This is a genomic window from Streptomyces sp. NPDC001231, from assembly GCF_042896885.1.
Lineage (GTDB): Bacteria > Actinomycetota > Actinomycetes > Streptomycetales > Streptomycetaceae > Streptomyces.
Map to the genome: position 1 here is coordinate 25,209 of NZ_JBIAXS010000027.1, position 13,812 is coordinate 39,020.

At 69.7% G+C, this 13,812-nt stretch carries 10 protein-coding genes and 1 pseudogene; 8 read left to right on the forward strand and 3 right to left on the reverse strand.

Annotated elements, in window-relative coordinates; all coding sequences use genetic code 11:
* Positions 1 to 92: 92 nt before the first annotated feature.
* Positions 93 to 1,121, reverse strand: coding sequence for a helix-turn-helix domain-containing protein (locus ACFY3J_RS28575; protein WP_384186176.1), 1,029 nt, complete (start codon positions 1,119 to 1,121; stop codon positions 93 to 95).
* 269 nt (positions 1,122 to 1,390) lie between these two features.
* Positions 1,391 to 2,803, reverse strand: a complete 1,413-nt coding sequence (locus ACFY3J_RS28580) for an aminopeptidase P family protein (protein WP_390842022.1) — start codon at positions 2,801 to 2,803, stop codon at positions 1,391 to 1,393.
* A 145-nt stretch (positions 2,804 to 2,948) separates the two neighbouring features.
* On the opposite strand from ACFY3J_RS28580, the gene ACFY3J_RS28585 reads away from it, so the two are divergent.
* The 7 genes from ACFY3J_RS28585 to ACFY3J_RS28615 all read left to right on the forward strand — a co-directional run bounded on the left by ACFY3J_RS28585 (position 2,949) and on the right by ACFY3J_RS28615 (position 9,971).
* Complete coding sequence (locus ACFY3J_RS28585; protein WP_384186171.1) at positions 2,949 to 3,932, forward strand: helix-turn-helix domain-containing protein; 984 nt, start codon at positions 2,949 to 2,951, stop codon at positions 3,930 to 3,932.
* 619 nt (positions 3,933 to 4,551) lie between these two features.
* Positions 4,552 to 6,021 (forward strand): hypothetical protein, encoded by a 1,470-nt coding sequence (locus tag ACFY3J_RS28590; RefSeq protein WP_384186169.1) that lies wholly within the window; start codon positions 4,552 to 4,554, stop codon positions 6,019 to 6,021.
* A gap of 8 nt (positions 6,022 to 6,029) precedes the next feature.
* Positions 6,030 to 6,413: a hypothetical protein gene (locus ACFY3J_RS28595; protein ID WP_390842023.1), complete on the forward strand. Its 384-nt coding sequence runs from the start codon at positions 6,030 to 6,032 to the stop codon at positions 6,411 to 6,413.
* A complete protein-coding gene (locus tag ACFY3J_RS28600; RefSeq protein ID WP_390842024.1) occupies positions 6,410 to 8,008 on the forward strand; it encodes a hypothetical protein in 1,599 nt (532 codons plus the stop codon). Before ACFY3J_RS28595 ends, ACFY3J_RS28600 begins: the two co-directional genes overlap by 4 nt.
* Positions 8,005 to 8,469, forward strand: coding sequence for a hypothetical protein (locus tag ACFY3J_RS28605; RefSeq protein ID WP_384186160.1), 465 nt, complete (start codon positions 8,005 to 8,007; stop codon positions 8,467 to 8,469). The genes ACFY3J_RS28600 and ACFY3J_RS28605 overlap by 4 nt, the downstream gene beginning before the upstream one ends.
* Positions 8,466 to 9,692, forward strand: coding sequence for an acyl-CoA dehydrogenase family protein (locus ACFY3J_RS28610; RefSeq protein ID WP_384186157.1), 1,227 nt, complete (start codon positions 8,466 to 8,468; stop codon positions 9,690 to 9,692). Before ACFY3J_RS28605 ends, ACFY3J_RS28610 begins: the two co-directional genes overlap by 4 nt.
* 33 nt (positions 9,693 to 9,725) lie before the next feature.
* Positions 9,726 to 9,971 (forward strand): recombinase family protein, encoded by a 246-nt coding sequence (locus tag ACFY3J_RS28615; protein ID WP_384186228.1) that lies wholly within the window; start codon positions 9,726 to 9,728, stop codon positions 9,969 to 9,971.
* 36 nt (positions 9,972 to 10,007) lie between these two features.
* Here the strand turns inward: ACFY3J_RS28615 and ACFY3J_RS28620 are convergent.
* Positions 10,008 to 10,235: pseudogene (locus ACFY3J_RS28620) on the reverse strand (DUF6351 family protein); the annotation flags it as partial.
* Positions 10,236 to 11,112: 877 nt separating this feature from the next.
* Between ACFY3J_RS28620 and ACFY3J_RS28625 the strand changes: the two are divergent.
* Positions 11,113 to 13,812 (forward strand): SpoIIE family protein phosphatase, encoded by a 2,700-nt coding sequence (locus ACFY3J_RS28625; RefSeq protein ID WP_390842025.1) that lies wholly within the window; start codon positions 11,113 to 11,115, stop codon positions 13,810 to 13,812.

Sequence of the window (13,812 nt, forward strand, 5' to 3'; positions counted from 1 at the left end):
CTCACCGAGATGATCTCGCCGAAGGGCGACGCGCGGGCGCGGGCGGACCACCAAGAGACGGCAACTCCCCGGCCCTCAGGCCGAGGAGCAGGTCAAAGCCAGCCCGCACGTGCGGCGTGCCACCCGAGTTGCAGGCGCGATTCCGCTCCGGCAAGGTCCATCAGACGGCGTGTCCGCCGCTCCACGGTGCGTATGGAGACACCGAGTTGGGTGGCCGCCCGCCGGTCGGAGAACCCTGCCAGCAGCAGAGCGAGGACTTCCAGTTCCCCCTCGGTCGGCTGCTGATCGGCTGCCGACTCCGCGCGCACACCCGTGGTGGTGGTGTACAGCGGCCGGGCCTGGGCCCATTCCCTCTCGAAGAGATGGACCAGGGCCGTCAGCAAGCCGCTGCGGTGCACCACGATCGCGCTCGGCTCGTCGCCGGAGTCCGCCATGTCCAGTGGCACCATGGCACGCTCTCGGTCCGAGACGACCATCTTCAGCGGCAGCGAGTCGGCCAGGCGAAGCTCCAGGCCCGCCAGGATGGCCGCCCGCATGTCCCGCGCCACGTCGTGACCGTCGAGATAGTTCCTGGCAGCTACGACCCGGAAGTCGACTCCGCGGTCCAGTGCGGAGTTCTCCGACATGTCGGCATCCTCGCGCGGCACCGCGATGGGTACGCCGACGAGGAAGACAAGCAACTCCCGCTGGGCGCCGCGCTGCAGTTGGTGGAACCGGTGTGCGACCTGCTCCACGCCGACGACCACCTCCACGACGCTGCCCGCAGGGTGTGCGGCGGTACTGCGGTACTGCTCGGTCAGCATCGAGAACGCGGTCTCGGCCCGGTGCAGCGCGTTGCGCTGCTCGACGAGGAACGGGGCCAGGGCCACCGAGGGTGGTGTGAGCCGATAGCGGGCGAGCTGGAGGCCGGCCTCGCAGTCGGCCGAGTCAGGCGTCCCGCTCCCGGCCTCGGTGGCGACCGCCACCAGGCCACGTGTCACCAGGTCTAGCAGGATGCGGGCGGTCTCGCCCTCCTCGATTCCGGTCTGTCCGGCGAGTTCCTGCGCGGAGGCTGTCGGGCGGGCCAGCAGTGCCGTGTAGATGGCCTCTTCAGCCGGGCCCAGTCCCAACGCCTGCAGCATGCAACTCCTCCGCGGGCAGCCAGGTGCCAGGCCCTGGCTCAGCTCGCGCTGACCGAGCGGATCCTTGTCGGCCGAACCCTATCCCGCTGTCAGGATGTCGCCATCGGCTGTTCGCCGGGCCTTCACCCCGCGGTGACAACCGACGCCGCGAACCTCGCCCGCAACCTCTACTTCCTCAGCCAGGAGCTGGACACCGGCGTCCCGGTGGTGGTCGCCCTCACCGGGCTCGCCGGAGGGCGGCCCTGCCTTCGGCCCAGTTCTCGATGTGCTCAGCCCGCGAACCGCGCCATCCACGCCTCGACCTCATCCGCGGACCGCGGCAGGCCCGCCGACAGATTCTCGTGACCATCGGCGGTGACGAGCAAGTCGTCCTCGATGCGTACGCCGATGCCGCGCCACTCCTGAGGCACGGTCAGATCGTCCGGCTGGAAATACAGGCCGGGCTCGACGGTGAGCACCATGCCCGGCTCCAGTACGCCGTCGACGTACTCCTCGGTCCGGGCCTGCGCGCAGTCGTGGACGTCCAGGCCGAGCATGTGACCGGTACCGGCCATCGTGAAACGGCGCTGGAGGCCCAGCTCGTATGCGCGGTCGGCAGGCCCTTCGATGAAACCCCACTCGACCAGCCGCGCCGCCAGGGAACGCTGGGCCGCCTCATGAAAGTCCCGATACGCGGCGCCCGGCTTGACGGCCGCCATGCCCGCCTCCTGGGCCTCGTACACCGCGTCGTAGACCCTGCGCTGGACGGAGGTGAAGGTGCCGCCGATCGGCAGGGTGCGCGTGACGTCGGCGGTGTACAGGGTGCGCGACTCCACGCCCGCGTCGAGCAGGAGCAGCTCCCCGGGTCGCACCGGTCCGTCGTTGTCGGTCCAGTGCATGATCGTGGCGTGCTCGCCCGCAGCGCAGATCGTGCCGTAGCCGACGGCGTTGCCCTCGAGGCGGGCGCGGCGGAAGAAGGTGCCCTCGATCCACCGCTCGGACGAGGCGATCGCCCGCGACAGCTCACCGACGACGTCCGTGAATCCACGCACCGTGGAGTCCACGGCCGAGCGGATCTCCTTGATCTCCCATTCGTCCTTCACGACGCGCAGATCGCTGAGGGCCTCTTCCAGCTCCGCGTCGCGCTCCGCCTCGGTGGCGACGACGGCCTCCAGGGACGGGTCGATACCGCGGACGATGCGGGTCGGTGTGCCGGATGCGGCTGCCAGCTCGCCGGCCGCCGTGCGGACGTCCCGGCACGGCAGGCCGAGCACGCGCTCCGCCTCGGCGAGGGAGCGGCGCCGGCCCATCCACAGCTCTGCTGTGGCACCGGTCCAGAACTCGTTGTTGTCCCTGCTGTCCCGCGGGAGTTGGTAGCAGTAGGCGTCGTGGCCGCCGTCCGCACGGGGTTCGAGGACAAGGGCACCGTCCCGGGCCTGGTCGCCGGTCATGTGCACATAGCCCGAGTACGGCCGGAACGGGTAGGTGTCGTCGTTCGAACGGACTTTGAGGTTCCCCGAAGGGACCACGAGCCGTTCACCCGGGAAGCGCGCGGAGAGCGCGGCCCGGCGCGCGGCCGCGTACGGGGCCTGCTCCGCGAGCGTCAGCTCGCGCTTCTCGGTGTCCGCCCACCCCGTCCGCATCAACGCGGACAGTTCCTCGGAGATCCCTGAGTACAAACCGTTCTTGCGGCCTTTCGCCACTGTGTCCGCCTTCCTGGGAGTCGAGCGCCGTCACGTGCCGACGGCTCGGCGACGTTATCCCGCGACGTGCCCGTATGGTGCCCAGTGGTGCCATTGACACAGATCGGCCACGTCTGGCCGACCACGACCGTCGATAATGCGGCTCATGACGAACGCGAATCTCGGCGATGCGCTGCGGCTCCTGGGCATCGGCCAGGCGGCGGCCCGGGTCTATCTCACCCTGCTGGAGCTGGGCCCTGCGCCACTGAGCGAGATCGCCGCCGCGACCGGTCTGGACCGCCCGGGCCTGGCCACGGCATACGGCGAGCTCGTCGACGCCGGCCTGACCGGTGCCGCCGAGAGGGACGAGGACGTGGTGGCGCCGGTGGCTCCGGCGGCCGGCCTCGAGGTCCTCGCCCGGCGTCGTTCGGCCGAGGTCGAGAAATCCCGCATCGTGGTCGCGGGCGCCTTCGATTCGTTCCGGCGCCAGCGGCTCGCGGCCCACGACGACCACCTCGTCGAGATCGTCACCGGCGACGCCATCGGCCCCAGGATGCGCCAGGCCTGGGCCAGCGCCCGCCACCAGATCCGGCAGTTCGAGTCGCCCCCCTACTTCCCCGTGACCAGTGCCACCGACGACGCACTGGCCACGCTGGCCCGCGGGATCACACAACGCGTCGTGTACTCCCGCGAGTCGCTGGAACGCCCGGACCACCTCAAACAAGTCATCGAACCGTGCATCAACGCCGGAGAGCAGGCCAGAGTGCTGCCGTCCGTCCCAGTCAAACTCCTGATCATCGACGAGGCATACGCTCTGGTGTCACTGTCGAGCAAAGAGGTCGACGTGCACAACACCATGCTGGTCGTCCAGCCGTGCGGTCTGCTCTCCGCCCTCATCGCGCTGTTCGAACAGTCGTGGCAGCACGCTCTGCCCTTCCACGGGGACACGACCCGCCCAGGCGGTCTGCTCCCCGCCGACCGCCGTCTGCTGTGGCTCCTGGCCGGCGGCACGAGCGACGACGTCATCGCCCGCGAGCTGGGAATCAGCCGCCGCACGCTGTTCCGCCGCCTGCAGGTCCTGATGGCCCGGCTGGGCGCCACGAACCGCTTCCAGCTGGCCCTGCAGGCCCAACGCAACGGATGGTTGTGACAGCCGGCCCCCGAACACCTGAGCCACCTCCCCCGCCAGTTCGAACTGCACCACAACGCCCACCGGCCACATCAAGCGATGAACCAGGCAGCATCACTGCGCGCGGTCCCCGAACCGATCACCGATCACCGATCACCGATCACCGATCACCGATCCCGGGCATATCTCCCGTCCGGACATACGCCGCCGAGACCGACTCGCCGAAGTGATCCACGAGTACCGGCACGCCGCCCGACCTGGTCGGATGAAATTTTCGGCAGCCGCACCTCCCGCTCAACCGCTGCGGCTGCTCCTGCGCTGGCAGCGTGTACCTGTGGACGGTAGGCTTTTTGGAAAGCGTATATGACTGGACAGTAGAGGCTCCGCACTTTTGTGGGCCGCTGGATGTGCACACCGCCCCTCGATGACGCGGCTTGCAAGGCGAAGCGATTCCAAATGTTCACCGTGCAGCCCACAAACGAACCTTCGACACGGTGGGGCAACCTGCGTGATTTCACTGTCCGCTGCGCTCATGAATCCTGAACAGCATGCATTTTCGTCGGATCCGATTTCCACCAGGCGTGCCGATCCCGGACTTGCGGCGTCAGAAGCCTGACGTCCGACCAACAATGGGACTTACATGGGCTGGCTCACCTTCGGTTACTTCGTATCGTATATTCCCTACGCCATGCTGGTGAAGGCACTGGCCAGCGGCGTGACTCCGCTATCATCTCAGCAGGTCAGCAGCTATGAGCTGCTGCCCGCAGCCGTCCTCGGGCAGATCGTCGCCATGGTACTTTTCCTGGGCGTGACGGGTAGGTGGCGGCACATGCGGCGGAGTGAGGTCGGCGGGCGCCGGATTCCGGTGCCGGGGCGGGAGACACTGGCGGCCGGCTTCTTCACTTCGCTCATCATTGGTGCCACCACGATGAACTACACCTTTTCCGGTGCCTCGATCCTCTTCATGCTGTTGTTGATGAGGGGTGGGGTCCTGATTCTCTCCCCATTGATCGACGTGGCCGGCAAGCGGTCGGTTATGAAACATTCCTGGGTGGCCCTGTGCCTCAGTCTGATAGCGGTTTCGATGGCTCTCGGTGATGTGAACAGCTACCACCTCACACTGACCGCCGTCCTGAGCGTCCTCATTTATCTCGTCGGCTACCTGGGCCGGTTCGAGATCATGAGCCGCGTTGCCAAGAACGGGGTTGTCGCAACGGACCGCCGATTCTTCGCCGAGGAGCATGCCGCGGCACCGGTCTGGCTGGCTGTGCTGCTGGGTGCGGGGGCGCTGGCCGGGCAACCACAGTTGGGCGCGGGCTTCACCACTTTCCTCGGTACACCTCCCGCGCTGGGGGCAGCGGGGATAGGAGTGGCATACGAGGTGCTGTTCATCTTCGCTTCACTGATCTACCTTGACCGGCACGAGTACACCTGGGGTGTGTCGGCCTGGGCGTTCGCCAGCCTGATGTCCGGCCTGGTCGCCTCCTATGCGCTCGCATGGCTGGCCGGTCTCCGGGCTCCGGGGAGCAGCCAGCTGACAGCGCTCGTGTTCGGCGTCGGGGCGGCCGCGGCCCTGTCCTACCCGTCGGCCGTCCTCTGGTGGCGAACCCGCGGCACCGGCGCGGCGTGCCGGGTGCTGTTCGTCTGCGGTGGGAACACCACCCGCTCGCCCATGGCGGAGGTCATCGCGTGGGCCCAAGCCGCGGAGGCGGGCGTCGTGCACGTCTTCCGGTTCTCCAGCGCGGGTGTCACGACGTCGCCGGCTGCGCGTCCGATGGCTCCTGGTGCCCGGTCCGCGCTTGCTGAACTCGGACTGCAGCGGGTGCCGGGCCGGGGAAATCCCCGCCGTCACCGCGCTCGCCCGGTCACCTTGGAACTGTGCCGGGTCAGCTCCGTCATCTACTGCATGACCCGAGCCCATCGCGACAGGGTGATCGCTGTGGCGCCCGAAGCCGAGGCCCGCACCCTCCCTCTGGACCCGCAAGGCGACATCCCCGATCCGGAGGGGCAGTCTCCGGAGTCGTACCGCAGGTGCGCCCAGCACATCCAGCAGTCCGTCCGCGTCCGCCTGTGCGAGCTCGCCGAGTCCTACGCACCTGGACGGGGGTGAGGTACGGGATGACACGCGGGCTTCGCGACGGGCTGTCCCTGATCACCTCCCGCCCCTGCGAGAGGGCCTTTCCGGACCGGGAGGTACCGAGGGGTGTCCTGGCGGAGATGCCCTTCGCCGCCGGCCACGCACCGTCGAGCCGCAACACCCAGATGGAGATGGGCCTCTTCCCGCAGAACGTCATGCTCGGACCGGTGGCCAAGGGTCTCAGCAGTTGTCCGCGGTTCAGTGTTGCCGGTTATGGGGACGTGCTGCGCGCGAAGCTTGGAATCGACCCCGACCGGCTCGTCGTGTGCACCATGGCTGTCGGCCACGCGGACGAGACAGCCCCGGTCAATCGGTTCGTCCCGCAGCGGGCCGGTCTGGAGGAGTACGTCCAGTGGCGCGAATGACGAGCGGATACGGTGCCGCCGTCGGGCGCCGGGCCCGGCTGGTGGCTGTCGCCGCCGAACCGGAGGACCTCACCCCTCGTTGTCTGCGCCGCCTCGCGGAGGTCGCGGACGAGCTGGAGGTACGTGCCGACCTGGTCGGCGATCCCGATCCGTCCCGGCTGCGTCGGCACTTCAGAGGGCCGCTGACCTACAGCCTGCGCTCCGCGCGACATGGCGGCCGCTCGACTGTCGGCCCGGTGGAACGGCGCACTCGGCTCCTGCGCGCGGCGGACCACTATGAACTGGTCGATCTCGAGGCGATGGACGACGTGCAGCCGGAGCTGCTGGCGGCCATCCCCGCCCGGCAGCGGCGGGTCTCCTGGCACGCGTCCGAACACGCGGAGAGGTCCGGGGGCGGCTGCCGGGCCGGGCTGCTGGAGGCATCAGGAAGACTCCGGAAGCGGTTCGCGGCGATGTCCGCCGTGCCGGCGGCGCTGTACCTCCTCGTGCCGCGGTCGGGCACACACTACGGATCGACCGCGCCGCTGCTGCTCACCGGGCTCGGACGTACCGACGTGACGGCGTTTGCGTCCGGTCCGGTCGGCACGTGGACCCGGGTGCTGGCGCCGTGGCTGGGCGCACCCGTCGTCTTCGGCCGGGCCGGCGCGCCGGAGGCAGACGGAATGCCGAGCGTGAGCCGGCTCATGAGCGACTACGGCTTGCCCGCGCTGCCCCCGCTCAGTGGCCTGTTCGGCATCGCCGGGCGTGCCCCGGGAGGGTCGCTGTCGCCCCGGCTGCACAACGCGGCGTTGCGGGAACTGCGACTGCCCGCTCTCTACCTGCCTTTTAAGGTGGATCGGTTTTCCCGCTTCTGGCGCTGGAGCTTCGACTTCGGTTCGCTGGGCGGGCTGCCCTTGCGCGGGCTGACCGTGACCGCCCCCCACAAGGAGAGCGCGCTCCAAGTGGCCGACGTCGCCGGCCCGGACGCGTTGGGGTGCGGCGCGGCCAACCTGCTGTGGCTCGACGCCGGGTGCTGGCGGGCGGCCACCACCGACGCTGTCGCTGCCCTGCGCGCCCTTGCCCTGGTCGGAGTCGACCCGAGCGGCCGCAGAGCCGCCGTCATCGGTTGCGGCGGTGCCGGACGGGCCGTTGCGTGGGCCCTGCACGAGGTCGGAGCCAGGGTGACGCTGGTCAACCGAGGCATCGCACACGGACTGGAAGCCTCCTCCCAGCTTGGGCTCCCCTACGTACCCCTGTCCCGGTTCTCGCCGGCGGGGTACGCCCTGCTCACACACGCCACGCCCCTGGTGGAGCGGGAGCCGTTCCCGGTTGCCGCCGCCGACTGGGACGCGGTGGTGTTGGAGATGGCCTACCGCGATCCGCCGACAGCGCTCACGCGCGCCACCCATGCTCGCGGACTGGTCGGCATCGACGGCTGGGAGGTCCTGTTCGTTGAAGTACGAGAGCAGTTCAGGCTGATGACAGGTCATCCGATGCCCGGGACGCTGCTCCCGCGCTCCATCTGCTTCGACCCGGCCGAGCAGGCCGATACCCACGGCCACACCGCATCGGGGGAGCCGGCTCCGACGCACCCCGTCAGGCGGGAGGCACCATGACGACCCGTTCTGCGTTCCCGCCCGGACCGCCCACACCCCGCCCGCCCGGCACGCCAGATGTCTCGGCGCTGCTGGGCGAGTGGGTCAGCACCGACCAACACGCTTCGAACGGCGCCCGCCGGCTGAGCGTGACGTCGCGCGGGGAAGGCATGTTCGTGCTGGCTTTCGGCGCCTGCGGCCCGCAGCCGCGCGACTGGGGTAAGGCGCCGGCGGTCCTGAACACCGCACCAGGCGGCTCCACCCTGCCCGCGACCCCGTCGGCCGATGACATCGACGCCGCCGAGGCCGTCGCCTTCCTCGCCGAACGGCCGCTCGGCTCTCGGCAGGTCATCCTCGCCGGCTACCCCAACCGCGGCCTGCCGACCATCGATGTCCACACCGTTCACCCTGCCGATGCGCGTAAACCGACCATGATGTACCCCGCCCACTTCCACCTCTTGGAAGGGGCCACCCCCACATGACCGAGGGCCTGCCCAGCGCCCCAGGTTTGGCCCGCAATCCGGCGACCGGATGCGACCAGGCCGTTCTCGCCACCGTGGCGAAGCTCGCCGCGGACCGATTCGCCCCCCGCGCCGCGGAGTACGACCGCAAAGCCGTCTTCCCCACCGAGGACTTCGACGATCTGTTCTCCGGCGGCCTTCTGGGCGCCACCGTGCCCAGGGAGTACGGGGGCCTGGGCTACGGCCCTCAGCAGGGCAAGACCCTGCCCCTGTGGGAGATGACCACCACACTGGCCAAGGCCGATCTGTCGCTGGCCCGCTGCTGGGAAGGGCACACCAACTCTCTCGTCCTCATCGACGCCCTGGCCACCCCGGAGCAGAAGCGACGCTGGTTCGCCGGCGTGGTGGAACACGGGGAGAAATGGGCCGCCTGGAGCGGCGAACCCCAAGCGCCGAAGCCGGGCGAGAGCGTTCGCTTCGGCACGACGCTGACCCCAGTCCACAACGGCTGGATCCTCCACGGCAGCAAGGCGTTCGCCACCAGCGCCACCGGAGCACAGTGGGCGATCCTGCTCGTCGATCCGGACGGCCCCGGCGGAGCCCGCCAAACCCGAGCGGCCCATGGGAGACTCCTGCTGCTCGCCTGCGACCTGTCCGATCCGACCGTGACCGTGGAGGCTTCCTGGTGGGACCCTGGCGGCATGCGCGCGACGGCCAGCCACGTGGTGCGCTTCCACGACACCTTCCTACCGCGCGAACATCTCATCGGCGGTCCCGGCAGCTACTTCGACGGGCAATGGCAGACCGCATTCGTTCCCCATTACGCGGCCAGCTTCCTCGGCGGCGCCCTCGCCGCATATGAGTACGCGCTCGAGTATCTGAAGCGGCAAGGCAAGGGCGGTGACCCCTATGTGCAGCAGCGGGTGGGCAGCATGGCGGTCAATGTCGAAACCGGGCGCCTTTGGCTGCGCCACGTCGCCGGTCTGTGGGACGAGGGCAGGCTCGACGAGGCCCGAATCGCCGGCGCCAGAGCCTGGCACACCATCGCGCGTCTGGCACAAGAAACGGTGCATCACGTCATCCACGCGTGCGGCGCCCGCAGCCTGATCCGCCCGAGCCCTGTGGAGCGGATCCTGCGCGACCTGACGCTGTACGAGCTCCATGACAACGGCGATCACGTTCTGGCCACCATAGGCCGGGCCGTGCTCGGCGAGCAGTATGACCTGTCTTTCCACAGACTCTGAGAAGAGACCAGCGAGCCCCCGTGACCTGCTGCGCTGCGCGACTCCGGGGTAGTCGAGCGGCCGGCGACAGAGGTTGGCCTTCGACACGTTGAGTGGACTCGCGCCACTGATCGCGGCAAAAACGGTCGGCGCTGGGTACTGAACACGGTGCGGTCCATCCTCGCCACCCCCCACTACACCGGCCGGTTGCGCACCTCGGGGACTTCGCGCGCAGCCGCGCGCCGGGCGCGCCGCCGGTCGTGGCGGCGATGCGGTTGCGGCCGTCCGCGAGCCTGGTGACCAGGCCGGTGAGGCCGTGGCCGCCCCGGCGCCCGGGCTGAACTGCCTAGTGACATCGGTGCCGTTGCGGGTGACGCGTACCTCGCCTGGCCGGGTGCCGCCGGGCACACGCACGTGGACCAGAACGTCCCTGCCGGTGACGAATCCGGGGCGGGTGGAGACAGAGGTGACGGCGAGGCCGTCCTGGCCGCTGCCGGCCGGGGGAGCGGCCCCGGTGGCGAGTGTCATTGCGAGGAGCGTTACCGCGGTGCCGACTGCGCGCATCGTCGTGTTCAACGCCCCGGCCTGGCAGCGACTGGCCGATGCCTACCGGTGCAATGGCAGTCGGCTCGACCGGGAATTCGAATGGCTGTAGAGGCGGCGGGGCCGGCCCACGAGGTTGCTGAGGACCACATGGTCGCTGACGGGCGAACCACCTGACGTGTCCTTGTGGTACGTCCTGCGGGCAGAGACAGGGCAGGTCACTTCCTTCGATGGAGCCGAGTTCGATGCAATCAAGTGGCTTTCCTTGGATCACGCTTTCAGGGCGACGGAGGATTCTTCCTGGGGATCGGCGGTGTGCGGGTCGAGCCCGGCCGGCAGATCGTCCAGGTCGCATGGCGTTGTAGCGGTCTTCGCATGCTCGCAGCCGGTCCCGGACCTCGCTGAGGTCGGTGAAGTCGTTGGGCGAGACGACCTTGCGCTGGACGATCGAGGAGAAGATCTCGATCTGGTTGGCCCATGAGGCGTGCAGGAGGTGTGGACCATGACTGCATTCGGATATCTGCTGGTCAGACGGTCGATGGCTGTCCTTCCCCGGTGAGAGGAGCCGTTGTCGGCGATCCAGAGGCAGCGTTCGGCGCTGGCGTAGGCTCTTGCATCATGACCTGCTCGACCAGGTTCATGAACGGCACGGTTCCAGTGGTGGGCTCGCAGCGGCCGAATCGACAACACTGGACCTATGGATGCGCTCAGAGGTTTCCGCCGATCCTCGACAGCGTCTTCCCGCCGGTTCGCTGGTTGGCGTGCGCGGAGGCGGCGTGAGGTTCCGTGTCCGGGAACGGAGCAGCCGACTCGTCCCGAGGACGAACGGGAGATCCCGCACCGGTCGCCAGGGCGGCGCCTGCGCTCCCTGCTGAGCGCGCGGAGCGTCGCCGGCCAAGTGTTCCTCCTGCAGCTGGCGGTCGTGGTGCTGCTCGTCGCCGCGACGGTGGTGACGCTGGTGGTCCAGGCCCGGCACCAAGGCACGGAGAAAGCCCGCGAAGAGGTGCTTGCCGTCGCCGAGGCGTTCGCGAACTCCCCGGGAATCGTGCAGGCGCTGGACAGCCGCGATCCGACCGCGGTGCTGCAACCGCTCACCGAGAGGGCCCGGAAGCGGTCCGGCGTCGACGGCATCGTGATCATCAGCACGGACGGGATCCGATACACCCACCCCGACCCGCATCGAATCGGGAAACACGTAGTCAAGGGCGACCCCTACCGGAAGGCGGTGAGGGGCACGGCGCTCACGGACGCCGAGGTGACTCCGCTGGGCGTTTCGGTCTTCGCGGAGGTCCCCGTCTTCCGGCCTGACGGCTCGGTCGCCGGCATCGTGTCCCCCGAGATCAAGGTCAAGAAGGTGAACGAAGCGGTGGCCGGGCAGCTTCCGGTGCTCTTCGGCGCCGCAGGCGGCGCGCTCGCCCTGGTCGCGGGCGGGTCGGCGCTGATTGGCCGGCGGCTGCTGCGCCAGACCCACGGACTGGGCCCCGCCGAGATGACTCGCATGTACGAGCATCATGACGCGGTCCTGCACACGGTGCGCGAAGGCGTGCTCGTCGTCGGCGGCGACGGGCGGCTGCTGCTGGCCAACGACGAGGCACGCCGGCTGCTGAATCTGCCGGAGGACGCGGAGCAGCACCAGATCACCGACCTCGGCCTGACCCCGGGCACCGCCGAGCTGCTTTCCTCGGGGCGGACGGCCACCGACGAGGTCCATCTGGCCGGCGACCGGCTGCTGGCGGTCAACGTCCGGCGCGTCGAGCGCTACGGCGACCCGGCGGGCAGCGTGGCCACCCTGCGCGACACCACCGAACTGCGCACCCTCGCCGGTCGGGCCACGGTGGCACGCGAGCGCCTGCAGCTGCTCTACGACGCCGGCGTGCGGATCGGCACCACGCTGGATGTGGTGCGCACCGCCGAGGAGCTGGCGGAGATGGTCGTCCCGCGGTTCACCGATTTCGTCACCGTGGAGCTGCTGGATCCGGTGCTGCGTGGCGAGGAGCCGGCCGGGGCAAGCACCGAAATGCGCCGCACCGCCGTCAGCGGCGTCCGGGGCGACCCGCCTCTCTACCCCGTGGGGGAGCTGATCCGCTTCGCCACCACCAACCCCATCGCCGCCGGGGTGGCCGGCGGCCACGCTGTGCTGGAGTCGGACCTCGCTGGCTCCGACGGCTGGCGGGCCCAGGACCCGGAGCGGGCGCGGCGGGTGCTGGAGTACGGAATCCATTCCCTGATCTCGGTGCCGCTGCAGGCCCGCGGGGTGGTGCTAGGGATGGCCAACTTCTGGCGGGCGGACGCCTCCCCGCCCTTCGGGCAGGAGGACCTTTCCCTCTCCGAGGAGCTGGCCAGACGTGCTGCGTTGTGCATCGACAACGCCCGCCGCTACACCTGCGAGCACACCCTTGCGGCCACTTTGCAGCGCAGCCTGCTGCCCCGCACCCTGCCCGAGCAGACCGCCGTCGAGGCCGCCCACCGCTACCTGCCCGCCCAGGCCGGGGCGGGCGGCGATTGGTTCGACGTCATCCCCCTGCCCGGCACCCGGGTGGCCCTGGTGGTTGGCGACGTCGTCGGCCACGGCCTGCACGCCGCCGCCACCATGGGTCGGCTGCGCACCGCCGTGCACAACTTCTCCGCCCTGGACCTGGCCCCGGACGAACTCCTGAGCCACCTGGACGAGCTGGTCGCCCACATCGACCACGACGAGGCGGACGAGGCCCACGGCCAGGGGGTCACGGGGGCCACCTGCCTGTACGCCATCTACGATCCCGTCTCCGGCCGCTGCGCTGTGGCCCGGTCTGGCCATCCCGGCCCCGCCCTGGTCCACCCCGACGGCACCGTCACCTTCCCGGACGTACCCGTCAGTCCCCCGCTGGGCCTGGGCGGCAGCCTGCCCTTCGAGACCGCCGAACTCACTGTGCCCGAGGGCAGTCAGCTGGTCCTCTACACCGACGGGCTGATCGAGGACCGGGACCGCGACCTCGACACCGGAATTGAGCAGCTGCGCACGGCCCTGGCCGATGCCGTGGACCGCACCCCGGAGGCCACCTGCCAGACCGTCTTCGCCGCCATGCTCCCCGAGCGCCCTCGCGACGACATCGCCTTGCTGGTGGCCCGGACCCACCTGCTGGACCCGGCCCGGGTCGCGGACTGGGAGGTGCCCTCCGACCCGGCGGCCGTCTCCCGCGTCCGTACCGACGTCACCCGCCAGCTGGAGACCTGGGCCCTGGACCAGGTCGCCTTCACCACCGAGCTGATCGTCAGCGAACTGGTCACCAACGCCATCCGACACGGCACCCAGCCCATCCGGCTGCGCCTGCTGCACGACCGCAACCACCTGATCTGCGAGGTCGCCGACGGCTCCAGCACCTCCCCCCACCTGCGGCGGGCGGCCACCACGGACGAGGGCGGCCGCGGGCTGTTCCTCGTCGCTCAGTTCGCCCAGCGCTGGGGCACCCGGTACGGCGCCCGCGGCAAGGTCATCTGGACCGAACAATCCCTCCACGACACCGCAGCCGAACCCGGTGCAGGCCTCGGCGACAACCTGTCGGATCCATGGACTGACACAGTGAACCGCCCCGGGTTCGATAGGGACTCGATCATTTGA